The following is a 24,599-nucleotide window of genomic DNA, read 5'->3' on the forward strand; positions in this document are numbered from 1 at the left end:
CCTTTTCGTGCCATAATCACTGCCGCTTGCTTTAGAATGTCTAATTGCATTTCGAGCTCTTTATTTCGTTTTCTGAGTTCTATCAGCTCACGCTGTTCCTCCGTAAGATTGTCAATGCTTTTAAACGAACCAGTTGTTTTTTCCTGGCGACCCCACTTATCGAAGGTTGAAAGGGTTAACTCATATTCTTTGATAAGATCACTTCGTTTCATACCTGCCTTGTGAAGGTCAACGATTTGTTGTTTAAATTCATCTGAGAATTGGCGACGTACTTTTCTAGACATAATATCTCCTTTTGATTTTAGTGTAGAACACTTTATAAAATCTGTCTAGTTTAGTGTAACCTGTTCAATATTGAATAAGATCGTCTATATGTAGTTTATTATGACTCTCGACTTATATTCTTTGAGTTTTTGGAGAGGAAGATCATTTTTCGTAATTTTTGCTAAAAATTAGCAGGTTCGTTGTGACTTGCTTTTTTGCTGTTATAAAATTTAAAAAACTGAATAAAAATTCAAAATTATGTTGACAAGTGTATAAAAATGAATTAAAATAGTCACATGCTTTGAAAAAATAGTGAAATCTGTCAGAAATTCACTTTCAAAACGAGATACTGGAGACAGTAGGCAAAAGAAAAGAGGGAATTAATATGAAATTCAAGAAATTATTAGTAGCAGCAACAGCCTTGGTAGCTGGTTTGAGTTTGGCAGCATGTTCATCGGGTGCCTCAACAGATAAATCTGTTTCAACAGTTGATAAAATTAAAGAAAAAGGAACATTGGTTGTTGCTACCAGCCCAGATTATGCACCATTCGAATTTCAAGCCTTGGTTGATGGTGAAAACAAGGTAGTTGGTGCAGATATTCTCTTGGCAGAAAAATTAGCCAAAGATTTAGGTGTAAAATTAGAAGTTTCAGCCATGAGCTTCGATAACGTCTTGACAAGTGTACAAAATGGAAAAGCAGATATTGCCATTGCAGGCTTTAGCTACTCTAAAGAACGTGCTCAAAGCTTTGACTTTACAGATGCTTATTACTCTGTTTCAGATGTATTTTTAGTGAAAAAATCTGACGCAGATAAGTACAAAAAACTATCAGATTTGAAAGGTAAGTCACTTGCTGTTCAAAAAGGTAGTACTCAAGAAGCATTTGCGCAAAAGAGTGTGTCGGATGCCAATATCGTCTCATTGACAGCTATGGGTGAGGAAGTCAATGAATTGAAATCGGGTCAAGTAGATGCTGTTCTCATGGATTCTGCCGTTGCTGAAGGATATGCATCGCAAAATGATGATTTGGTATTGGCGTCTATCAAGCTAGAAGCGTCTGATGCAGATGCTAAGGTTGTTATTATGCCAAAAGGTCAAGAAGACTTGCAAAAAGTCTTGAACAAATCTATCAAAGAAGTAGTGGACGGCAATGAATTTGCAAATTACTTATCAGAAGTCGCAAAATACAAAGCAGTAGAATAAGTTAAACAACAGGACACATATTATATGTTTGGTTTGTATGGCGGATCAGTTATCACAAAAGAGGTTGGAGAAAATCCAAACCTCTTTTTACTTGTTATTTGACTTCTTTGAGATAGAAGGTTGTTAATCTTGGAATCGTGATGCGAGCACCTGTCTCATCCGTTTGAATCTCGAAGGTTTCCGTTGGAAGAATTGCTGTTGAGAAGACTAATTGATAGGTCTTCTCAGCTGGTAAATCCAAGTGAACATCAAACAGATCTTGGTCGTTGAAATTGGATACCACTAGAATTTCTTCCTCGTCACTGAAACGTGAAAAGGCGAAGCAGTTTGTGTCTTCTGAGATGGCAGCCCACTTGAAACCTTTTTCGTGTGCCTGGTAGTCATACTGCCAAAGGGCACTATGATTTCGGTAGAAACGAGACAAGTGGGTCATCATTTGATGGAAGGATTGGTGGACAGGATTGTCCAGTAAGAACCAATCCATTTGCGTGTATTCATGCCATTCACGCAGGTGTCCCCATTCATTTCCCATGAAGAGCAGCTTTTTACCTGGATGAGCAAAATAGTAGGCATAATAGGCGCGTGCTAGGTGGAATTTATCCTGGTAGCTACCGTCCATTTTCTCGACAATTGTATGCTTACCGTGTACGACTTCATCATGAGAAAGTGGAAGCAAGAACTGTTCATTTTGGTTGTAATACATGCCAAAGGTGATCTCACTAGCATGATGCTTACGGTAAATGGAAGGTCGACTCATGTATTTGAGTGTGTCGTTCATCCAACCCAAATCCCATTTCATGTCAAATCCAAGTCCCTCTTTGTCCAATGGGTGAGTGACCATAGGATAACTAGAGGAATCCTCGGCAATCATGACCACACCTTTGAACTCTTGGTGGACAAGAGCGGTTACACGTTTGATAAAGTCAATGGCTGGATGATTGATTTTGTCTTCTTCGGTCTCACCTCGCCAGTAGAGCAGGTAAGAAAGGGCATCAACACGAATGCCATCAAAGTGAAATTCTTTGAGCCAATACTTGATATTGGACAAGAGGAAGGAGCGAGTTACTCCTTTTGCTAAGTCAAAATTAGCAGTTCCCCATTGGTGATTTTCCCGATCATGCTCTTCTTGGTATTCGTAGAGCCAAGAGCCGTCAAAGTGATATAAGCCATGGGCATCTTTACAAAAGTGTAGAGGTACCCAGTCCAAGATAACTCCAATTCCAGCTAGATGACATTGGTCTACAAGGTATTTCAATTCATCTGGTTGACCATAGCGACTAGTTGGACTAAAATAGCCTGTTACTTGATAGCCCCAAGAAGCATCTAAAGGATGTTCTGTAATTGGCAGAAGCTCGATATGTGTGTAGCCTTGCTCTTTGACATAGTCAATCAATAGTGGCGCAATTTCCTTGTAGGAATAGAAGTTCTCAGCAGAAGCACCATTGCCCGTTTCATTGACAATTTTCTGTTTCCAAGAGCCCAGATGAACTTCATAAACGGAGAATGGCTTATTTTTGAAGTCATAGTTGGTCCGCTGGAAGATCCAGTCCTTGTCTTCAAATGTATAGCATGAATCGTAGGTCCTTGAAGCAGTATCGGGACGGACTTGACTAAAGAAAGCATAAGGATCTGCCTTATATAGTTCTTGACCGTCGGGAGTGATGATGAGGTATTTATAATTTTCCTGGGAGGTTAATCCGTCAATATAAATGTGGTAAACACCATCAATTTCTTCTTCCAGTGGATGAGATTTTTGCCAGTTATTAAAGTCCCCAACGAGGTAAACAGTCGTAGCATTTGGAGCATAGACACGAAACTGGGTTCCGATAATTTCATTGCCTTGTTTTACCAAGTGAGCACCCATTTTTTCATAGAGGCTAGTGTGTTCACCTGTTTTGAGATAATAAAGGTCTAAGTCGCTAAAGTTCGTCATTTTTCCTCCTTTCATTGTTCACAAAGCGAGGACGGGGGGAATCCGTCCTGCTAAAAGATTATTGTGTAAGTTCTCTGTATAGCCAGATGTATTTCTCAGCAGAAGCAGGCCAGCTGACGTCTTTTGTCATGGCTTGTTCTACCAGTTTTGCCCAGTCATCTGGTCGGCTATAGTAGGTTTCAAGGGCCAAATCGTAGACGTATTTCATGCTTTGTGCGCTTTTACCAGCGAAACTAAAGCCAGTCCCTTCTAAGGTTACTTGGTTGTAAGGACTGACGGTATCACGGAGTCCACCTGTTTCGCGTACTAGTGGCAGGGTACCATAGTGCATGGAAATGAGCTGGCTAATACCACATGGTTCAAAGATGGACGGCATGAGGAAGAGGTCACTAGCAGCGTAAATTTGATGAGCTAGCGGCTCATTGTAGCCACAATAGAAGGCAAATTTATGAGGATAGGCTTCCTTGAAATGATTAAAGGCATTTTCAATATCTTTTTCACCATTTCCCAAAATCACGAATTGTACTCGAGCTTGTAGCATGTGCCCTAGCATTTCCGTCAAGAGATAGAAGCCTTTTTGATAGGTCAATCGAGACACGATACCAACTAGGAGCACCTTTTCATCTTGAGGGAGACCAAGCTGTGCTTGGAGAGCCAGTTTATTGGCTTTTTTATCAGCCATATGGGCTATATCAAAATTTTTAACCAGTGCAGTATCTGTCAGCGGATTCCAAACTTCGTAGTCGATTCCATTCACAATGCCACAAAGGTCATGTTGACGGAGGGCGAGAACATGTTGCATATTTTCCCCGAATTCCTCTGTTAAAATCTCTTGCGCATAGGTATCCGAAACGGTTGTTACCTTGTCAGCATAAAGAATTCCCAATTTCATAAAGCTGATGCAGTCATCATAGAAGCGGGCTGTTCCATCTAGGTAGTAACCGTAATCCATACCCAGAGCTGACCAGAGAGCTTGTTTATTAAAAATCCCTTGGAAGGCCAAGTTATGAATGGTAAAGACATGCTTGATCCGACCAAATTCCTCACGGTAACTATAAAAAGTCCGACAAAGAAATGGCAGTGCAGCAGTGTGCCAGTCATGGCTATGGATAATGTCTGGGAAGTAGTTGAGAGCTTCTAGCAAACGACAAGTAGCATGTTGGAAGAAACCAAAGCGCATGGCATCGTCATCGTAACCGTAGAGATTTTCACGCTCGAAGAAGTCGCGGTGTTCGATAAAGTAGAAGGTAACTCCGTCTACGACTTGTTGATAGACATTGGCCATAGATTGAATATCACCAGCTCGTACATCAAAGCTGGAAACATAAGTAAAGTCAGCGTGGTTCTTTTCCGCAATTTTCAGATAGAGTGGCAGAACGACACGGACATCCATGCCTTGCTTGACCAATTCTTTAGGAAGGGAACCGATAACATCCGCCAAGCCACCTGTTTTGATAAAAGGGAGCCCCTCAGAAGCTACAAAGAGAATCGATTTTTTTGACATGTTACAACCTTTCTCTTAAATCAAATGATGGGCCTTAATGTAGGCAGGAACTTCTGGAGTCCCCTTAATATCAATAGGGTGGGTAATAGTCGTCGCTTTATCGATAATGGCATTTTCAATGGTTGCGCCAGACTTGATGGTGACTCCGTTCAAGATAATTGAATTCTTAATCGAAACACCTTCTTCAATGACAACATCTCGGTCAATAACAGAATTTTCAACTTCTCCATTGATAAAGGCACCGTTAGAAATCAAACTACCAGCTACTTCAGCTAATGGACCATAAAGGCATGGTGAGCTGTCGCTGGTCTGCGTATGAATCGGCCAGTTTTGCTTGAAGAGAAGACGGCGCGTGTTGCGGTCAATCAATTCCAGCTGGGTATTAAAGTAAGCCTCAACGGTATTGATACAGGCTACATAGTCGCGGTGTGCATAGCCCATAATCTTGTATTGATCTACCACATCGCGGATGATATCCTTGAGCCAGTAGAGGGCAGAAACCTTGTTGGCTCGTTCAATCAATTCTAGGAAGAGACTGCGTTTCATGAAGTAGGCTTCTAGTGAAATGGCACGATTTTTGTACTTACCATGATTTTCATCAAATTCCACAATGCGCTTGTCATCGTCAAATTTCAAGGTCTGGCAACCGATAAAGGCCTCTTTCGCATTGGTAACGTTCTTATAGAGGACCGTGATGTCAGCCCCAGTTTCTACATGTTCTTCCATGATTTTAGAGTAATCTTGGCTGTAGATAAAGTAGGATGGCGCGATGAGGACGTATTCCTTATCAGATTTTTCAATATAGTGCACATTGTCTGAAAAGGCTTTGACATCATGTTGATAGATAGAGTTGGGGTCCGTTACGCTATTGAGGAGGCGCAGTTTTCCACGTTTACTATTGATATTGTAGTGCTTTCCTGTACCAACGTGTTGGATTGTCGAGCGCATCTTAGCAGGCATATAGACCTGAAATTCGCTGATACTAGAGTTGGACATATTGGACAAGACAAAGTCAATGAGGCGATAACGTCCTAAGAAGCCGAAGGCCTGCACACCGCGGTGCCCCATCACATCACCGAAATGAACATTTGTCCCTTCGATATTGACAATTCCGAGAGTATTTCTAAGCATCCATTTCCTCCTTTACCTTGCTTACATTTTTATCAATGAGAAGGATAGCATCAGGTGTTCCAGCAAGTGAAGTACCATCAGCAATTTTTATTCCTTCCGCAACGATAACGTAATCTAGTTCAACATTTTCCCCGATTTGGGCATTTGGTAAAATCACAGAATTTTTTACAACAGCACCTTCCCTAATCTGGACATCTGTTGAGATAACGGAATGTTCCACATAGCCATCGATAATGGTTCCCTTGTCAATGTAGGCACTCTTAACAGTTGCATGTGAGCCGATGACTTGAGCAGGAGAACCTGTATCTTCTGAGTAAACTTTCCAGGTTGGGTCAAAGAGATTGAGATCATCGTTGTGATCAATCAAGTCCATATTGGATTCCCAGAGACTATTGACCGTACCCACATCTTTCCAATAGCCACGGAATGGATAAGCATAGAGTTTACGCCCATCTTCTAGGTATTTGGGAATAAGGTCATGACCGAAGTCGTGAGAAGAAGTGTCCAATTTCTCATCTTCTAAGAGGTATTTTTTCAAGGTTTTCCAAGTGAAGATGTAAATCCCCATCGAAGCCAGATTGCTCTTTGGTTCAGCAGGTTTTTCTTCAAATTCTTCGATACGGTAATTTTCATCCGTATTCATGATACCGAAGCGAGAAGCTTCTTTAATTGGGACCTCAATAACTGCAATTGTAGCATCTGCACCATTTTCAATATGGGAGTCAAGAAGCTTATCATAGTTCATCTTATAGATATGGTCGCCGGATAAAATAAGGACATATTCTGGCTCATGGAGGTCAATGAAGTCAATATTTTGAGTGATGGCGTCTGCGGTTCCTTGGTAGAGACCAAATCCTTCGATTTTTTCACGAGGAGGGAGGACAAACACACCGGAACCCTGTACATCCAGTCCCCAACGTTGCGATTGGGCTACGTAGGAGTTGAGAAGGACTGATTCGTACTGGGTCAGGACACCGACAATGTCAATACCAGAGTTTGCACAGTTGCTGAGAGGAAAGTCGATAATACGATATTTGCCACCGAAGGCTACCGCAGGTTTAGCGACTTTTTGTGTCAAGCCTTCCAAACGCGTTCCGCGTCCGCCGGCCAAAATCATTGCTAATAACTTATTTTGTGCCAAAATAATCACTCCTTATTTCTTTAATAATCAAATTATATCATTTTCTCAATGAAAAAGAAAGCGTTTTCTTGCATAGGAATGAAAAACTTTCATAGTTAAAAAGAAAATTCTATTTTCACATCCAAAAACGAAGATAAGGCTATATTTATATGTTTCAACCTGCTTAATAAAAAGAAAAGACAACCAATCGTAAATTGGTCGCCCGCTCTCAATCTCGTCCAAATAATTTGGTCTCTGTTCGTCCGATGCAGTGATGTTCCTGGTCCCAGTAATGAATATGCTCAAAGGAGCCTTGTCGCCAGTAAAGTGGAAGTCGCTCTCGGATATCGTCTTGCATAGGCAGGTCCTCTAGTTGATGAATATTCCACCATTTTGGCTGCCCTTCGGCTGACTCGCTCAATAGCTGCCCTTCAAAGGCTGTACAGAGAAAATCGTAGTAAACATAGCGTTCAGGGATGGCAGGATTGATGAAGCCAGAAATGCCTTTGAGCTCTAAATCAAGTGCAGTCAGACCAGTTTCCTCTTTCAGTTCTCTGAGTGCTGCTGAAAAGATTGTTTCTGCAAACTCGACTTTGCCGCCGGGTTGAATCCAGCCTGGAAAGTTGTCATGTTGACGGTTTAGAAGAAGAATCTCTTCTCCATTTTTCACGCAGATGTTGACCCAACTCTTGATACGTTCTTCAGTCATTGAATTGCACCTCCTCTAGCAAGTAGTTGATGAAGCGTTCGCCCATTTTTGAAAGGTTGGTCTTTTCATGTTGGATATAAATCAGATCGATTTCGTCGTCAATTTCTAATGGGATGGAAACGATATTGTCTCCATTGAGATTGCTGTTCAAGATACCAGTAGCAATGGTGTAGCCGTCGAGGCCGATTAAGAGATTAAAGAGGGTAGCTCGGTCTGAAACGACGATTGATTTTTTGTGGTGTTCTTGTGAAAGGATTTCCTCAGAAAAGTAGAAAGAATTGTGAATCCCTTGCTCGTAGCTCAGATATGGAAACTCCGTCAAATCTTCTAAGGTAACGGAAGATTTTTTTGCCAAGGGATTGGTTTTACTGACAAAAACATGGGGCTGGGCAGTGAACAGTGGCGTGTACTTGATACGATTGTCTTCAAACATCTTTAAAAGGACATCGCGGTTGAAGTTATTAAGAAAGAGCACTCCAATTTCAGAACGGAAATTTTTCACGTCATCAATGATTTCCCAAGTCCGTGTTTCCCGCAAGAAAAGCTCATAATCCGCCATATCTGTCTTTTTCAGCAAGGAAACGAAGGCATTGACCACAAAGGCGTAGTGTTGGGAAGAAACACTGAAGAGTTCACGCTTGGTATTTGGATTTTTATACCGTTCTTCCAAAAGTTCAGTCTGTTCCACCACCTGACGGGCGTAAGAAAGGAACTCCATGCCGTCTTTTGTCAGGGTAATCCCCTTTGGATGACGGTGGAAAATCTCGATACCCATTTCCTTTTCCAAGTCGCGGACAGCATTAGAAAGGCTTGGTTGAGTGATAAAGAGCTGCTTAGATGCTTCGTTCATCGAACCAGTCTCTGCAATCTTAATAATATAATGTAATTGTTGAATTCTCATAGCACTAGTGTAGCAAAAATGTGAAAATATGCAAGATTTAGGAAAAAATAGAGTTGAACCTTGTTATCTAAGCAACAAAATACTATTATTTTATAGATAAGTTTCTTTCTGAAAATGCTAGAGTATATTTATGAAAAGTGTTATAATGGCTTTGAATATTATTTTGGAAATATTATGGAGGCATCATGATAACGAATACAAATCGCCACAGTCGTGGGAAAAAATCCAAGACTGCTACGATTATTAACTCTACTCTATTGGGACTTTACACAGGACTAGTTGGTGTATTGGTCTATTTGATCACCGCTAAACAATTTTTGAATTTCAGAAATGTAAACATGATTATATTTGGTATGTTACTAATCGTGTGGCTTGTCGCATGTGTTTGTATCATTAGGAAAAAAGCTAAGGTATTTACAGGGATCTGCTTGGTGCTTTTTTCACTAGGAACAATTGGTCTTTTGTTTACTTATAAATCAGCTGCTGATTTGACAGAAAAATTTAATAGAACGGCTTCCTATTCTGAGATTGAGATGAGTATCGTCGTTGCAAAAGATAGTCCGATTAACAACATCACAGAATTAACAGAAGTTCAAAGCCCTTTGACAAGTGATAAAGAAAATATTGAAACGCTTTTAGGAAAAGTGCGTGTTGAAAAAAAAGTTGATTTGACACCAGTTTCAGCGACCTCCTATCAAGCAGCCTATGAAACTATCATGAAAGATACTTCAAAGGCCATGGTGCTGAATAGCGCCTATAGCAGTTTGTTGGAACTAAACGATGCAGACTATGCTTCAAAATTGAAGACATTGTATACCTATAAGATTAGTAAACAGGTTAGCCTTGAACGTCAAGCTGAAAAAGTGAAAAATCCAAATGTCTTCAATATCTACATCAGTGGTATTGATACCTATGGTTCGATTTCAACCGTTTCACGCTCGGATGTCAATATTATCATGACGGTTAATATGGAGACACACAAGGTTCTCTTGACAACGACGCCGCGTGATTCCTATGTGAAGATTCCTGGTGGCGGGGCTGAACAATACGATAAACTGACCCACGCAGGTGTTTATGGTGTTGAAACATCTATGAAGACATTAGAAAATCTTTATGGCATTGACATTGATTACTATGCTCGTATTAACTTTACCTCCTTTATGCAATTGATTGATGCAGTTGGAGGAGTTGAGGTGAACAATCCTACAGCATTTTCTGCTGGTGGCTATGATTACCCAGCAGGTGTCGTTCAACTGAATTCCGAGTCTGCTCTTCGCTATGTTCGCGAACGCTACTCGTTATCTGGTGGTGACCACGATCGTGGGAAGAACCAAGAACGTGTCATTGCGGCGATTATTAAAAAACTAGCAACCTTCCAATCACTCACAAAAATTTCAGATGTGATTACCTCATTGCAGGATTCTGTACAGACAAATATGTCACTGGATAATATGATGGCGATTGCCAACGCCCAGTTGTCTTCTGGTGGTCAATTTACAGTGACTTCTCAAGCGGTGACGGGAACAGGCTCTACAGGAGAATTACCTTCTTATGCAATGCCTGGCTATGCTTTATATATGCTTTCGCTTGACCAAGCAAGTGTAGATACAGCCAAAGAAGCAATCAATACTACAATGGAGGAGAAATAGGTGATTGATCTTCACTCACATATTGTATTTAATGTAGATGACGGACCAGATACGCTAGACGAAAGCCTTGCCTTGATAGCAGAGGCCTATCGCCAAGGCGTCAGGACCATTGTGTCCACCTCTCATCGTCGAAACGGAATGTTTGAAGCATCAGAGGAAGAGATTTTTGCGAATTTTCAAATTGTTAAAGCAGAAGCTGAAAAACGCTTTGATGGCTTGACCATATTATATGGTGGAGAGCTTTACTATAGAAATTCTATCTTAAAGAAGCTTGAAACTGGAATTTTTCCCACTCTGAATGGAACGCGTTTTGTCTTGATAGAATTTTCAGGCGGAACCCCTTGGCAAGAAATTCGGCAGGCCCTCTCTAATGTGCAGATGCTAGGATTGATACCAGTAGTCGCTCATATCGAGCGTTACGAAGCTCTTGAGTTTAAGGAAGAACGTGTCCGCGAACTAATCAATATGGGCTGCTATATGCAGGTCAATAGCAATCATCTACTGAAACCAAAATTATTTGGTGATAAAGAAAAAATATATAAAAAACGGGGACGTTATTTTTTAGAAAAAGATGTCATTCACTTTGTTTCAAGTGATATGCATAATCTAGATGATCGTCCTCCTTACATGCAGGAAGCCTACCAATTAGTAGAAAAAGAATACGGTACAAATTATGCCCGTGCCATTTTTTATGACAATGCTGAAACTATTTTAGCGGATGAATTTATTTAGGAGAAAAAATGAATACCAAAGACCAAACAATTGAAATTGATGTATTGCAACTCTTGCGAAAAATCTGGGATAAAAAATTCCTAGTTGCCTTTATTGGAATTTTCTTTGCAGTGATTTCCTTCCTATATAGCGCTTTTATTGTTGTACCAAAATATGATTCAACAACCCGTATCTATGTAGTAAATAAATCTGGAGACGCCTCTTCTCTCACAGCACAAGATTTGCAAGCAGGTTCTTTCTTGGTAAACGACTACAAGGAAATTATTACTTCAAACGATGTCTTAAATAAAGTTGTTGAAACAGAAGGTCTCAACATGACAGCTGGTGAATTGGGCGGAAAGGTATCAGTAGATATTCCAGCCAATACGCGTGTGATTTCCATTACAGTGCGTGACAGTGATCCGAAAAAGGCTAGCCAGTTGGCAGATTCTGTCCGTGAAGTTGCAGCTGAAAAGATTAAAGAAGTTACTAAAGTAGAAGATGTCACTACCTTGGAAGCAGCGAAAGTTCCATCAGCACCAACCACACCAAATACGAAGAGAAATGTCATGCTTGGCTTAGTAGCAGGCTTTGTTTTGGCTGTTGCAGTCGTTGTTTTGGTTGAATTGCTAGATGATCGTATTAAACGTCCGGAAGATGTAGAAGATGTCATGGGACTTCCATTGCTTGGTATCGTTCCAAACTTTGAGAAAATGTAGGAAAGAGGAGATAAGAGAAAAATGGCAATGTTAGAATTAGTCGGTTCAAAAGGACGTCAGTTAGGAAGCGCAGATGAGTACTATAACTCTATTCGTGCCAATATTCAGTTTAGTGGTACAGACATCAAAACAATTGTGTTGACCTCTGTTCAACCGGGTGAAGGAAAATCTACTACATCAACAGGCTTAGCCATGTCTTTTGCTGAAGCAGGCTATAAGACTTTGTTGATTGATGCGGATACGCGTAATTCGGTACTTTCGGGTACTTTTGCAGCGCGTGGGACGATTGAAGGATTGACAAGCTACTTGTCTGGTAATGCTAGTCTGGGAGAAGTGATTTGTGATACGAGTGTACCAAACCTCTTGATTATCCCTTGTGGAAAGCGTACTCCAAACCCAACACGCTTGATTCAGAATGATCGCTTTTTAGACATGATGGAAAAGGTCCGTACAGTATTTGACTATGTGATTGTAGACTCACCACCTATTGGTTTGGTAGTGGATGCAGCCATCATTGCCCAAAAATGTGATGGTATTGTTTTAGTTACAGGGGCAGGTAGTGTAAAACGTCGCTTTGTCTTGAAAGCTAAAGAGCAAATGGAAATGAGTGGTGCCCAGTTCCTAGGTGTTATCTTGAATAAGGTGGACGCCGAGCAGACCCGTTATGGTTCTTATGGGAACTATGGGGCCTACGGAAATTATGGAAAAATGGCAGAGAAAAAATCTGCCAAACGTCGTCGAGTGAAAAGAGAAGATTAAGATTGGAAATATATGTTTGAGAAACTATCTAGGAGAAGTAAACGCGTTATTCTGATTGCAATCGATATGTGTATGTTGTTGATTGCTATGTTAGTAACCATGAACTTTGTAGGTATTTTTGCCAAGGTTCCGCTAGGACAGCTAATCAGTTCCTACAGTGTAACTCTTATTCTATATCTACTTGTAGCTGGTAAATTTAAGATATTTTCAATCCTTAATCGCTTTACAGATTACCGAGTTCTTTTTCGTCTAGTCGTGTCCTTACTAGTAGCTTATGCTGGATTGACAATTTTTGCTATTGTACTATTTGCTCATCAGTACAGCTATCGTTTCTTGATTCTCTCTTGGCTCTTGTCGACCTTTTTAATGACGACTCCCCGTATTGTTTGGCGTGAGATGAGTAGTCGCAAAGGAAATCATAAGTCGGATAAACCCAAAGTACGGACTCTTGTAGTTGGTGCAGGAAGTGGCGGTTCTATTTTTGTACAGACTATTTTAGCAACAGATACAGATATTGAAATTATCGGTATCGTTGACGCTGATCCTCATAAAGAGGGAACTTATTTACATGGTATCAAGGTCATGGGAAATCGCAATGCTATACCAACCTTGGTCGCAAATTACGATATTGAACAAGTAACCATTGCGATTCCGTCTATTGCTGCTACAGAACGAGAAAAGTTAGTGGAAATTTGTAACCAATGTGGTGTGCGTGTGAATAGTATGCCAAGTGTCGAAGATGTCATCACCACAAAAATTTCGACACAAAGTTTACGTGAGATTGATATTGCAGACCTATTGGGGCGCAAGGAAATTGAACTAGATCAGACGGTTTTGGGAGAATTCTTCCGGGAAAAGACGGTTCTTGTTACAGGGGCTGGTGGTTCGATTGGATCAGAAATCTGTCGTCAGATTTCTAATTTTAAGCCTAAGAAATTGTTGCTTTTGGGGCATGGTGAAAACTCAATTTATCTCATTCACCGAGAGTTAGTTCAAAAATTGGGTAAAGACTTTGAGATTGTACCGATCATCGCTGATATTCAAGATAGGGACTTGATTTTTAATCTCATGAAAGAATATCGTCCAAACTATGTTTACCACGCAGCGGCTCACAAACATGTTCCACTCATGGAGTATAATCCTAAAGAAGCTGTGAAGAATAATATCTTCGGTACAAAAAATGCTGCAGAAGCAGCATTAGAAGCATCTGTAGAGAAATTTGTTATGATTTCTACAGATAAGGCTGTTAATCCGCTAAATGTCATGGGTGCAACTAAGCGTGTTGCAGAAATGATTGTGACGGGCCTAAATGACAAAGGAAAAACCCAGTTTGTAGCAGTTCGTTTTGGTAATGTTTTAGGTAGTCGTGGGTCAGTCGTACCTGTCTTCAAAGAACAGGTTGCAAAGGGTGGGCCGCTTACAGTAACAGACTTCCGTATGACCCGTTACTTCATGACTATCCCTGAAGCTAGCCGTCTCGTTATTCAAGCAGGCTACCAAGCTAAAGGTGGTGAAGTTTTCGTCCTAGATATGGGAGAACCTGTCAAGATTGTGGACTTGGCCAAGAAAGTTATTAAACTAAGTGGACATACTGAGGAAGAAATTGGAATTGTGGAGTCAGGTATTCGCCCAGGTGAAAAGCTTTATGAGGAACTCTTGTCATCCGATGAGCGTGTGGCGGAACAAATCCATGAGAAAATCTTTGTCGGGAAAGTAACACCAAAACCAGTTGAGGAAGTAGAAGGCTTTATCTCAACTCTACTTGAAACAGAAAATAAAGCTTTGAAAGAAAAGCTAGTTGAATTTGCGAAACAGGAGTAATACATGTATAACAGTCTAAAACGAATGTTGGATCTTATTATTTCGGGAGTGGCTATAGCTTTATTTAGCCCTCTCTTATTATTAATTGCTATTTGGATTAAATTGGATTCAAAGGGTCCGGTTTTATTTAAGCAAAAACGAGTAGGGAAAAATAAGAAGCATTTCATGATCTATAAATTTCGTTCTATGTATACAGACGCACCAGCAGATATGCCAACTCATTTACTAAAAGATCCTGCAGCTATGATTACTAAGTCTGGTGCTTTTTTACGGAAAACAAGTCTGGATGAGTTACCACAACTTTTTAATATTTTTAAAGGAGAGATGGCGATTGTTGGGCCACGTCCAGCACTTTGGAATCAATATGATTTAATAGAAGAACGTGATAAATATGGTGCTAATGATATTCGTCCAGGACTTACTGGATGGGCACAGATCAATGGACGTGACGAACTTGAAATTGATGAAAAATCAAAATTAGATGGTTACTATGTTGCAAACATGTCATTTGCTTTAGATGTTAAATGCTTCTTTAGAACATTTCTAAGTGTTGCCAAAAGTGAAGGTGTTGTTGAAGGTGGAACAGGACAGAAGAAGGATAGTATGCGATGAAGAAAGTATTGATTACAGGGAAAAATAGTTTTCTTGGTCGAACAATTATCTCTCAATTACAAAGAAGTGGAGATTTTGAAGTCCAAGAGCTAGATGTTAAAGATGACAATTGGAAAAAATGTGATTTTTCTTCATTTGATGTTGTTATTAATGTTGCAGGAATTGCCCATGTTAATGCAAAGACAATCGATTCCTCGCTTTACTATAAAGTTAATCATGAACTGTCTAACGATATTGCAATAAAGGCAGTGGAATCAGGTGTTGGACAGTTGATTTATTTAAGTTCAATGAGTGTCTACGGGGAAAGAACAGGTAGAATAACTGTTGAAACTCAACCAAATCCAACAAATCACTATGGAAAATCAAAGTTATTAGCTGAGAATTTTCTGAATAGAAATATTAAAAACAAATTGAATCTAGTGATTTTACGTCCTCCGATGATCTATGGAAAAAATTGTCCAGGAAACTATACAAAATTAGTAGATTTTATGAAAAAAGTATCGGTATTTCCTAAAGTATCAAACCAAAGAAGTATGTTATACAGTGGAAATTTAGCTATTTTCATTGAAAATATTATCAATCGAGAAGCTTCAGGTCTATTTTATCCCCAAAACAAAGAATATGTGAATACTTATAATATGGTGAAAACAGTCCTTTCAATTAACGGGAAACAAGTCATTAGTTTACCAAACTTTTTTTGTACATTTTCTGCAATCAGAAACGTAGGTATTTTTAAAAAAATTATTGGAGATTTCTACTATGACTGCCCAAATCCATACAGTGAGAATTTTTTGGATTTTAATGAGTCAATTAGAGAAACAGAAAAAGAAATAACCGAGGTATGAAATGAACTTAGCAAATAAAAATATTTTATTTCTGTGTCCAGAATTCTTTGGCTATGAAATAAAAATTGCAAAAAAAATGAAGGATCTTGGTGCAAATGTAGAGTATTTTGATGCACGTTCAGTTACTTCAGCTTTTGAAAAGGCCTTAAATAAAGTTAATCCTTCACTTTTTACCAAAAAAACTAATGATTACTACGATGATATTCTTATGCAAGTCAAGGATATTAGCTTTGATTATGTTTTAGTGATTCGTGGGGAGATGACTCCAGTTTCCTTTTTAAAAAAAATAAAGGAATTATCACCTCAGGCTAAGTTAATATTGTATTTATGGGATTCAATAAAGAATGTTGTTGGTATTGATAAAAAAATATATATCTATGATTCTATTTTGTCTTTTGATCCGTTAGATTCTAGAAAGTATCAAAATGTTATCTTTAGACCCCTATTTTTTAGTGACGATTATCAAAAACAAAATAGTCAGTCTGATTATAAGTACGATATTATTTTTTTAGGTACTATTCATTCAGATAGATTTAAGATAATCAAAGAAATTGAAAAACAGTGTCAAGAGTCTAATTTAAAAACATATTGGTTTAAGTTCTTACAAGGGCGATTTATATACCACTTTTATAAACTTATTAGGTCAGAGTTTCGTAATACTAAGATAACTGATTTTGATTTCGATAAAATGCATAGTACAGAGATTGCTAAAATTGTCGATGCGACAAAGGTTGTCCTAGATATTGAGCATCCTCACCAGACAGGTCTTACAATGCGAACAATTGAAATGATTGGCATGGAGAAAAAAATTATAACAACAAATAGTTCTATACAAGACTATGATTTTTATAATCCAAATAATATTCTTATTATTGACCGGAAAAACCCTGTATTAGATATGTCTTTTTTTGAAAAAAAATATGAAGAGATATCCGAAGAGTTGTATTTTAAGTATAGTCTTGAAGGATGGCTTCTACAAGTATTTAGTTTTATTGAGGTGAAATAAGTGAATTTACAAAAAATATATTGGTATATTCGATTGCAGTGCCATCGTTGGAAGTTTGCAAAAGTTGGCAAGCGTTCTTACTTAGGACCAGAACTATCTATTGTAGGTAGTAGAAATGTTTCTATTGGCAATCAAGTACGAATATACCCTGGGAGCCGATTAGAGACTCATGAAGGTGGTCAAATTATAATTAAAGATGGTTGTTCAATTGGTCAAAATTTTCACATTACCTCAGGTAGACATGTTTTAACAGTTGGTAAAAATACTACAATATCAGGAAATGTATTTATAACAAATATAGATCATGATTATAAAGATATTGATGTACATGTTTTGAAACAAAAATATATTTGCCGAGAGACAAGTATTGGGGAAAATTGCTTTATAGGGTATGGAGCAGCAATTCAGGCAGGGACAAAGTTGGGGAAACAGTGTATAGTTGGAACAAATGCAGTTGTTAGAGGAGAATTTCCAGATTATTCTGTGATTGTAGGTGTCCCTGCTAGAGTTGTAAAACGATTTGATAAGGAGAAGTCAGAGTGGATAAGAGTATAGAAAATTCCAGTATATCTGTCATTATTCCAGCTTATAATGCCGAGAAAACCATTGAAAGAGCAGTAAAATCTATTTATTTACAAAGTAGAAGAGATTTGATTAAAGAAGTTTTGGTTATCGATGATGGTTCAAATGATCAAACTCAAAAAATAGTATTAAACCTTATAAAGAAATGGCCAGAGTTTTCTCTTAGAATAATTTCTAAGGAAAATGGTGGAGTGGCCTCAGCGCGAAATATTGGTCTACAAAAAGCAAATGGAAAGTGGATTGCCTTTCTAGATGCAGATGATGAGTGGACACAAGAAAAATTAGCTATTCAAGAAGATATTTTAAATAGATATCCAGAAATTGATTGTCTTGGGGCTAACCATACAGAGCAACCAATTCGTATCTTGGGGCATACAATTGACAAATTATACCGTCCAAATATTAAAGAAGTTTGTTTGAAATCTTTTCCTCAAACCTCAACTATTTTATTAAAAAAGCGTATTTTTGAAGAAATTGGCGGATTTGATGAAGCGCGTCAATATGCTGAAGATGGTCAATTTTTTAATAAGGTTTGCTTACGTTATGGTTATTATTACACTCCAGAACAACTCTGTATCTATGATGGGGGAAAACGTGGTTTTGGAGATAAAGGTCTTTCTGGAAATTTAAAAGCGATGAAGAATGGCGTAGATGCAAATATGAAAGAGCTACTAATCCGTAAAGAAATTAGTTTGCCATTTTATTGTTTTATTAGAATTTTTAATGATATGAAGTATATAAGAAGGCTTATGATAACGAAATGCAAAATATGAAAAAAAGCATACTGATATACATAAATAGTGTGGCGTCGTTTGGTGGAATAGAACGAGTTATTGTTAATCTTGCAAATCATTTTATTGAAGACTACCAAGTAACTATTTTAGTCAAGGATAATATGGGAAGTGCATATCAGTTAGATGAACGTATAAAAATAGAAACATTATCTATTGAACTAGAGTTAAACATGAAATGTCGTATGCAAAGAATATTAAGTGTTCCGATTAATATGGTACGTTCAATATTTCCATTACGAAAATTTTTACATAGTCAGAGATTTGATATTATTTATACAGCTTTACCTACAAACGGCTTAGAGGTTTATCTGGCTGATAAGTTTTATAGAAATAAGCTGATTGCTACGGAGCATGCTTCCTATTATGCATATAATAATGTTTATAGGAAAATAAAAGAATTTTTATATCCCAGGCTTCGCTGTATCTCTGTACCAACGACCATGGATACTGAGATATACAAAAGATTAGGATATAATGCAATTTATATCCCCCATCTTTCAACTTATGCTGTACAAAAGCATCAAGAGCTTAAATGCAAGACTAAGACAATTATTAATGTTGGGCGCTTAACAGGGGATAAACAACAGTTGCAATTATTGCAGATCTGGCAAAAAGTAAATCAACTTCTCCCAGATCATGATTGGAAACTTCAAATCATTGGTAGCGGTGAAGAAGAACAAAAATTAAAGCAATATGTCTTACAACATCAGATTACAAAAGTAGAGTTTATTGGTCATACACGGGCTATTGCAGATTATTATCGTCAAGCTGAACTTTTTGTTTTTACATCCAAAATGGAAGGGTTTGGGATGGTGTTACTAGAGGCAATGTCTTTTGGGGTTCCATGCATCTCTTATGATTGTCCAAGTGGACCAAGGGATATTGTTGTGGAAGGGCAGAATGGCTTTTTAATTCCACCGGGAGATATTAATTTATTTGCTAAAAAGATAGTTGATTTTATGACTAGTGATGTGAAGAAAAAAGAAGCTTTACGGCAATCAGCACTGGATACTATCAAAAAGTGGGATAATGAAAAGATTTTAGAAAAATGGTTTTCTTTATTTAGAAGTATGGAGGAAAAAGATGAAAATATTAGTAACTGGCGCAAATGGTTATCTAGGTAAAGGAATTACCACTTCTTTATTGGATCATGGACATGAAGTGATTGCAACAGACTTTGTGGTGGATTCTGTTGATGTTCGAGCCAAGCGAGTAAAAGTGAATTTATTCGAAGTGGAGGAACCCTATACGTTTTTTGAAGAGCCGGATGCTATTTTGCATTTAGCATGGCGAGATGGTTTTATTCATAATTCAGAGAGGCATATTTTAGATTTTCCTGAACATTTTAGATTTTTAAAAAAATTAATTGAAGCAGGAGTTTCGCAAGTAACAGTACTGGGAAGCATGCATGAAATTGGTTTTTTTGAAGGTTCCATCAATGAAGATACGCCAACTAATCCTCAAAGTTTATATGGAATTTCAAAAAATTCTTTAAGAATGGCCATTGAGTTACTTTGTCAAGATAAAGTCGTTTTTCAATGGTTACGAGGATTTTATATTGTTGGGAATAGTACAACAGGCTCTTCTATCTTTTCAAAGCTAGTTCAAGCAGCAGATAACGGAGATAAAGTTTTCCCTTTTACCAGTGGAATGAATCAATATGATTTTTTAGATTATAAAGATTTTTGTTATTATATATCAGAGACAGTTTCTCAGAAAGAGGTATCAGGAATTATTAATATTTGTTCAGGAAGACCTGAGAAATTATCAGAAAGAGTTGAGCGTTTTATTATAGAAAATGGATTAGACATCAGATTGCAATACGGTGTCTACCCAGATCGACCTTATGATTCCAAGGCACTATGGGGAAATAATACGAAAATACAAAAAATATTACAAAGTAGAAAGTGATAGATACTAGTGTTTAGTCTAGAAGAAAAAGTTTCAATCATTATTCCTGTTTATAATGTAGAAAAATATTTAGAACGCTGTTTAACTTCAGTAATTAATCAGACATACCAACATTTAGAAATTATACTTATAAATGATGGTTCGACAGACCAATCTGGAAAAATTTGTAATGAGTTTGCACAGCACGATAATAGAATAAAGGTTATTAATAAAGATAATGGTGGATTGAGTAGCGCACGAAATGCGGGATTAGCTATCTATTCAGGAAAATATATTACCTTTATAGATAGCGATGATTGGGTATCACCGGATTATATAGAATATATGCTGTCATATATGTATTCTGAGAAGGTTGATTTAGTACAATGTAACTTTGTGCCTATTACAGATGAGGGAGTATTTTTAAAGAAAGTAAGAATAAAGAAAAATGATATAGAATATTTAACTTCAAAAGATAAAATATTGGATGCATTTTTCAAGACTCAATCTTTCAATACAATGGCTTGGGGAAAACTTTATTCTGCAACATTTATTAGGAATATGTATTTTCTAGAGGGACATAATAATGAGGATACTATTTTTGCAGCGGATTATATAAATAAACTACAAAATATAGTCATTTTACCTGAAATCAAATATTATTATTTATTAAATACAACAAGTATAATGAATTCTAGACTATCTTCAAAAAAAGTTGAAGATGCATATTACTCTGCAAATTATATGATGAAAGTATGTGACAAATCATTTCCTTCGTATACTATCTATATGCATAAAAATATTTATTTATTTTCTATGAGATTATTGAATGATGCAAAGAAAATTAAAAAAAAGGATTTTATACAAAGTATTCGTAAAAATTTGCAGGCTTCAAGGAAAGTTGTGTTTTTGAATTTATTTTCGTATTCTTTTAAGGATATTCTTCGTATTGTCATCACTACCCTTAAAGGGATATTATAAAGTTAGGTTCTAATATAGGAGTTTTATTGTGATACCATATATAATTATTATAACTTTACCATTATTAGGCTTTGCTTTAGGAAGTAGAATTAAAGATAATTGGTACTATATTGATTTCCTTACAATTACTATAACTTCTTATTTTTTATCAATAAGAGAAAATATAGGAGTGGATTTACTTACCTATAGAGGTAATTTTTATAGGTTTGCTAATCATCTTTCAAAGCAAGTTGATTTTCCAGATAAAGGTTATAACATATTGGAGAGTATTTTTGTGAATCTAAATCTCTCTTTTAATAATCTATTGTTTTTTATAGCTTTTTTTAATTTATCGGTTGTCTTTTTTTATCTTCGTACTAGTCTTATAAGAAGTAAGACGCTAGCATTATTTTTTTATTTAATTATTTTTGATCTATATGTATATTCGTTAGCGGCCATTCGACAATCGATAGCTCTTTCTTTAATTGTATTAGCTATTTATTTTTTAAAGAATGAAAAACTATGGATGTGTGTTATCTTTTCTTTAATTGCATATTTGTTTCATTGGTCAGCACTAGGGGTCCTTCCAATTTTATTGTTTCTTAGATATAAAAATAACTTTAATGTTATAACGCTATTTCTTATTCCGCCAATAATTTTATTAAGTTATTTTATCTTGATAAAAAGTCCAGTAGTCTCGTTGATTGCACAATTTAATTATAACACAAAATATTATTTAGAAATTTTAAGATTATCAACTGGAAGTGGAATGTCACTTGTAGCTCTTATAGAAATCTTTATTGCAGAATTGTTGCTATTTATTTACATTTTTGTTAGAAAATTTAATAATGATGGTAAACTTTATTTACAATTTCGGCACAAAGCTACGATTTCAGTAGAGATTGCATTGGTAGTTTTATTTCTAATTTTACATAGTTGTAATGATTTATATTATATTTCAGCAATTCCTAGATTTGAGATGTATTTTTATCAGTTTATTCCATTTGTTGTTGTTAACCAAATAGAGAGCAAATTGTCAGGAAAATACCGTTTTATTTTCTTTGTTTTGATTATTGCATTGTTTAGTATACAGTTTTATTTTAAAGTTAAAGCAAATGAACTGTATTATGGGAATCCAAAATTTAATTTTTAATACTTAGGAGGATAGATGGAAATGCAGAAAGTTTATATTTGTTACACTATATACCATTTGTTGATAACAATAATAAAATCAGAAAATCAAAAAGAGCAAATAGAAATAGTATTGATGGATTCGATAAAAGATAGAAATAGATTAAAAACTCAACTAGAAAGTAAAAATTATAGAGTTGTTATCTATCATAACTGGCAGAATGTTGAGAAAAGTTTTCTAATAAATGAGATTTATATTTTTAATGATTGTACTAGTCTAGGTCAGTTGTTACATAAAAAAAGAATAACTTATAATTTAATTGAGGATGGCTATGGAAGTTTAGTATATACTAAGGAGAGAGTGTTATTTAAAAAAATAGTAAATTTTTTCCGAAATTTGCCTCAACCAGGTGGCTTTAGTAAGTATTGTGTATCAATTGAAGTTACTGATAAAGGAGCAATGGAAAAAGATAGTAGATACAATAAAATAATAGAAGTTCGAAGAGAGGAATTGTTTAATACTGTATCAGAAAAAATAAAGCAAGATTTATTTGATATCTTTCAAGTGACTCCTTTGAATATTGATAGATATTCAGCAATTATCATTACACAACCATTAGCAGCAGATAAATGGTATAAAACAAGAGTTACAAGATTTCAATCAGAGAAAGAGCAAATAGAATTTTATAAAAATATTATTAATAGGTTAAAAAATGAGAATTATACGGTTTATATGAAAGTTCATCCAAGAGATACCTGCGATTATTCGATGTTTGATGCCAATATATTAGAAAAAAATATTCCTATTGAACTCATTGGGATGCTTATAAATCGTAATTTTAAAATTGGAATCACCCATTCATCAACGTCAATTGATTTTATTGACTTTATTGATGAAAAAGTAAAAATATTTGAACTGTAAAGAAGTGGTAACAGATAAGAAAATGAATACAAAAAAATTAATGACTTCAGGGGCACTGTACACTCTCGGAAATATCTTTGTACAAGCGATTGGATTCATAACCTTACCTATCTATACTAGAGTTATTTCTCAAGAAGTATTTGGTGAATTTAGTTTATTTTCCTCCTATATGAGTATTTTTATGCTAATTGTAGGGTTACAGATTTCAGGTTCTTTAAGTACAGCTAAAGTCAAGTATGGTGAGGAATACGATCGATATGCAGTTAGTGCTTTTCATTTTTCGGGTTTATTTGCTTTTAGTTTGCTCTTACTAGCGCTCTTATTTCGAAAGTTACTGGGAAACTTATTCGGTTTTTCTGAACAAGTTATTGTTCTCTTAGCTGTCCAAACGTTCAATGGATATTGTTCAGGTTTTTTGGGAGCATATTTTATCCAAAAACAAGAGAGCGTCGCTAATTTTTTGTTATCTTTTGGTAGTGCAATTGTGAATACTGTAATTTCCATAGGATTGATTACAGTTATGACAGATGATTTTTTGGCACGCGTTTATGGAGGTGTTATTCCAAGCAGTGTACTCATGATAATTACAGTCATTTATTTTCAGCGAAAAAAACAACCGTTTTTTGATAAAAAGTATTTGTCCTTTATGTTGATGATTTCTTTGCCTCTTATTTTTCATCAATTAGGACACTTAGTTTTAAATCAGTTAGATAGAATTATGCTTGGTAAGATGCTGTCTATCAAGGAAGTTGCGATTTATAGTTTTGGCTATACAATGGGAATGATTATACAGACTGTTTTAAATAGCATTAATATGGCATGGATTCCTTGGTTTTTTGAAGCTAAGAAAAAGAAAGATAAACGTTTACATTACTATGTGTTACGCTATTTGGCTCTTGGGCTATTTTTAACATTAGGTTATTTAACGATTTTTCCAGATTTAGCTCTGTTGATGGGTGGGGAGAAATACAGTCAAAGTATTGATTTTATAGCGATGATTATTATCAGTTACTTTTTTGTGTTTCTATATACTTTCCCAGTCAATATTCAATTTTACTATGCGAATACAAGGATGATTCCTATTGGTACGATTGCTGCGGGAGTAGTAAATGCTATTTTGAACTATTTTTTCATTCCAAAGTTTGGAATTTACGGTGCAGCAGTTGCTACGGTATTATCTTATCTAAGTTTATTGGTTTTTCACCATATCATTTCTAGAAAAAGATATCAATATGATGAGGTAACTGTCAAGGTGTTCCTTATCTTTTCTCTGATTGCAATTGGTTATGCTTTACTGATGAATCAATTTTCAGATAGTTTACCAATTCGTTGGTGTTTAGGAATAATGGTTGTGATCGCCTATGGTGTTTATTTTAAAACAGATGTACAAGCGCTTTATCAAGTGATTGTTCGAAAGAAAAAGGAGTAGTTA

24 protein-coding genes are annotated in these 24,599 nt (G+C 36.4%); 17 read left to right on the top strand and 7 right to left on the bottom strand.

Features of this window, described 5'->3' with window-relative positions:
* Positions 1 to 284: transposase (locus tag ACHUFA_RS05570; RefSeq protein WP_394405141.1), on the bottom strand; the 284-nt coding region annotated here is incomplete at its 3' end.
* A 365-nt stretch (positions 285 to 649) separates the two neighbouring features.
* Between ACHUFA_RS05570 and ACHUFA_RS05575 the strand changes: the two genes are divergently transcribed.
* Positions 650 to 1,468 (top strand): transporter substrate-binding domain-containing protein, encoded by an 819-nt coding sequence (locus ACHUFA_RS05575; RefSeq protein WP_222349836.1) that lies wholly within the window; start codon positions 650 to 652, stop codon positions 1,466 to 1,468.
* 94 nt (positions 1,469 to 1,562) lie between these two features.
* On the opposite strand, the gene glgB is transcribed toward ACHUFA_RS05575, so the two are convergent.
* The 6 genes from glgB to ACHUFA_RS05605 all read right to left on the bottom strand — a co-directional run bounded on the left by glgB (position 1,563) and on the right by ACHUFA_RS05605 (position 8,766).
* The gene (glgB, locus tag ACHUFA_RS05580; RefSeq protein WP_394405142.1) at positions 1,563 to 3,401 is read right to left on the bottom strand and encodes a 1,4-alpha-glucan branching protein GlgB; all 1,839 of its coding nucleotides are present in this window, start codon (positions 3,399 to 3,401) and stop codon (positions 1,563 to 1,565) included.
* Between the two features lie 58 nt (positions 3,402 to 3,459).
* The gene (gene glgA, locus ACHUFA_RS05585; protein ID WP_222349830.1) at positions 3,460 to 4,905 is read right to left on the bottom strand and encodes a glycogen synthase GlgA; all 1,446 of its coding nucleotides are present in this window, start codon (positions 4,903 to 4,905) and stop codon (positions 3,460 to 3,462) included.
* Positions 4,906 to 4,920: 15 nt separating this feature from the next.
* Positions 4,921 to 6,036: a glucose-1-phosphate adenylyltransferase subunit GlgD gene (glgD, locus tag ACHUFA_RS05590; RefSeq protein WP_222349827.1), complete on the bottom strand. Its 1,116-nt coding sequence runs from the start codon at positions 6,034 to 6,036 to the stop codon at positions 4,921 to 4,923.
* Positions 6,029 to 7,177: a glucose-1-phosphate adenylyltransferase gene (locus tag ACHUFA_RS05595; RefSeq protein ID WP_318530322.1), complete on the bottom strand. Its 1,149-nt coding sequence runs from the start codon at positions 7,175 to 7,177 to the stop codon at positions 6,029 to 6,031. Before ACHUFA_RS05595 ends, glgD begins: the two co-directional genes overlap by 8 nt.
* Positions 7,178 to 7,385: 208 nt before the next feature.
* On the bottom strand, positions 7,386 to 7,865 hold the full coding sequence (locus tag ACHUFA_RS05600; protein ID WP_222349825.1) for an 8-oxo-dGTP diphosphatase: 480 nt from the start codon (positions 7,863 to 7,865) through the stop codon (positions 7,386 to 7,388).
* Positions 7,858 to 8,766 carry a LysR family transcriptional regulator gene (locus ACHUFA_RS05605; RefSeq protein ID WP_222349823.1) on the bottom strand — a complete coding sequence of 303 codons (909 nt, stop codon included), beginning with the start codon at positions 8,764 to 8,766 and terminating at the stop codon, positions 7,858 to 7,860. The genes ACHUFA_RS05600 and ACHUFA_RS05605 overlap by 8 nt, the downstream gene beginning before the upstream one ends.
* 185 nt (positions 8,767 to 8,951) lie before the next feature.
* Between ACHUFA_RS05605 and cpsA the strand changes: the two genes are divergently transcribed.
* Genes cpsA through ACHUFA_RS05685 form a run of 16 tightly spaced genes read left to right on the top strand, consistent with a single transcriptional unit; the run spans position 8,952 to position 24,596 of the window.
* Complete coding sequence (cpsA, locus tag ACHUFA_RS05610; protein ID WP_394405143.1) at positions 8,952 to 10,415, top strand: LCP family glycopolymer transferase CpsA; 1,464 nt, start codon at positions 8,952 to 8,954, stop codon at positions 10,413 to 10,415.
* Complete coding sequence (gene cps4B / locus ACHUFA_RS05615) at positions 10,416 to 11,147, top strand: capsular polysaccharide biosynthesis protein Cps4B (protein ID WP_394405144.1); 732 nt, start codon at positions 10,416 to 10,418, stop codon at positions 11,145 to 11,147. It abuts the gene before it with no gap.
* Between the two features lie 8 nt (positions 11,148 to 11,155).
* Complete coding sequence (locus ACHUFA_RS05620; RefSeq protein WP_394405145.1) at positions 11,156 to 11,845, top strand: Wzz/FepE/Etk N-terminal domain-containing protein; 690 nt, start codon at positions 11,156 to 11,158, stop codon at positions 11,843 to 11,845.
* Positions 11,846 to 11,866: 21 nt separating this feature from the next.
* Positions 11,867 to 12,604 carry a tyrosine-protein kinase gene (locus ACHUFA_RS05625; RefSeq protein ID WP_394405146.1) on the top strand — a complete coding sequence of 246 codons (738 nt, stop codon included), beginning with the start codon at positions 11,867 to 11,869 and terminating at the stop codon, positions 12,602 to 12,604.
* Between the two features lie 12 nt (positions 12,605 to 12,616).
* A complete protein-coding gene (locus ACHUFA_RS05630) occupies positions 12,617 to 14,425 on the top strand; it encodes a polysaccharide biosynthesis protein (RefSeq protein ID WP_394405147.1) in 1,809 nt (602 codons plus the stop codon).
* Between the two features lie 3 nt (positions 14,426 to 14,428).
* Positions 14,429 to 15,037 (top strand): sugar transferase, encoded by a 609-nt coding sequence (locus ACHUFA_RS05635; RefSeq protein WP_394405148.1) that lies wholly within the window; start codon positions 14,429 to 14,431, stop codon positions 15,035 to 15,037.
* Positions 15,034 to 15,882: a sugar nucleotide-binding protein gene (locus ACHUFA_RS05640; protein ID WP_394405149.1), complete on the top strand. Its 849-nt coding sequence runs from the start codon at positions 15,034 to 15,036 to the stop codon at positions 15,880 to 15,882. Before ACHUFA_RS05635 ends, ACHUFA_RS05640 begins: the two co-directional genes overlap by 4 nt.
* 1 nt (position 15,883) lies before the next feature.
* On the top strand, positions 15,884 to 16,888 hold the full coding sequence (locus tag ACHUFA_RS05645) for a WaaS/CpsH family glycosyltransferase (protein ID WP_394405150.1): 1,005 nt from the start codon (positions 15,884 to 15,886) through the stop codon (positions 16,886 to 16,888).
* Entirely contained in the window at positions 16,889 to 17,443 is a 555-nt protein-coding gene (locus tag ACHUFA_RS05650; RefSeq protein WP_394405151.1) for an acyltransferase, read from the top strand.
* Positions 17,428 to 18,243 (top strand): glycosyltransferase family 2 protein, encoded by an 816-nt coding sequence (locus ACHUFA_RS05655; RefSeq protein WP_394405152.1) that lies wholly within the window; start codon positions 17,428 to 17,430, stop codon positions 18,241 to 18,243. Before ACHUFA_RS05650 ends, ACHUFA_RS05655 begins: the two co-directional genes overlap by 16 nt.
* Entirely contained in the window at positions 18,231 to 19,388 is a 1,158-nt protein-coding gene (locus ACHUFA_RS05660) for a glycosyltransferase (protein WP_394405153.1), read from the top strand. Before ACHUFA_RS05655 ends, ACHUFA_RS05660 begins: the two co-directional genes overlap by 13 nt.
* Positions 19,348 to 20,175 carry an NAD-dependent epimerase/dehydratase family protein gene (locus tag ACHUFA_RS05665; RefSeq protein WP_394405154.1) on the top strand — a complete coding sequence of 276 codons (828 nt, stop codon included), beginning with the start codon at positions 19,348 to 19,350 and terminating at the stop codon, positions 20,173 to 20,175. Before ACHUFA_RS05660 ends, ACHUFA_RS05665 begins: the two co-directional genes overlap by 41 nt.
* A 9-nt stretch (positions 20,176 to 20,184) precedes the next feature.
* Positions 20,185 to 21,135: a glycosyltransferase family 2 protein gene (locus ACHUFA_RS05670; protein WP_394405155.1), complete on the top strand. Its 951-nt coding sequence runs from the start codon at positions 20,185 to 20,187 to the stop codon at positions 21,133 to 21,135.
* Between the two features lie 28 nt (positions 21,136 to 21,163).
* Positions 21,164 to 22,267 (top strand): EpsG family protein, encoded by a 1,104-nt coding sequence (locus ACHUFA_RS05675; protein WP_394405156.1) that lies wholly within the window; start codon positions 21,164 to 21,166, stop codon positions 22,265 to 22,267.
* A gap of 15 nt (positions 22,268 to 22,282) precedes the next feature.
* The gene (locus ACHUFA_RS05680; RefSeq protein ID WP_394405157.1) at positions 22,283 to 23,167 is read left to right on the top strand and encodes a glycosyltransferase family 52; all 885 of its coding nucleotides are present in this window, start codon (positions 22,283 to 22,285) and stop codon (positions 23,165 to 23,167) included.
* A 4-nt stretch (positions 23,168 to 23,171) separates the two neighbouring features.
* Complete coding sequence (locus tag ACHUFA_RS05685; protein ID WP_394405158.1) at positions 23,172 to 24,596, top strand: oligosaccharide flippase family protein; 1,425 nt, start codon at positions 23,172 to 23,174, stop codon at positions 24,594 to 24,596.
* Positions 24,597 to 24,599: the final 3 nt, after the last annotated feature.

The organism is Streptococcus hepaticus (assembly GCF_043656315.1).
Lineage (GTDB): Bacteria > Bacillota > Bacilli > Lactobacillales > Streptococcaceae > Streptococcus > Streptococcus hepaticus.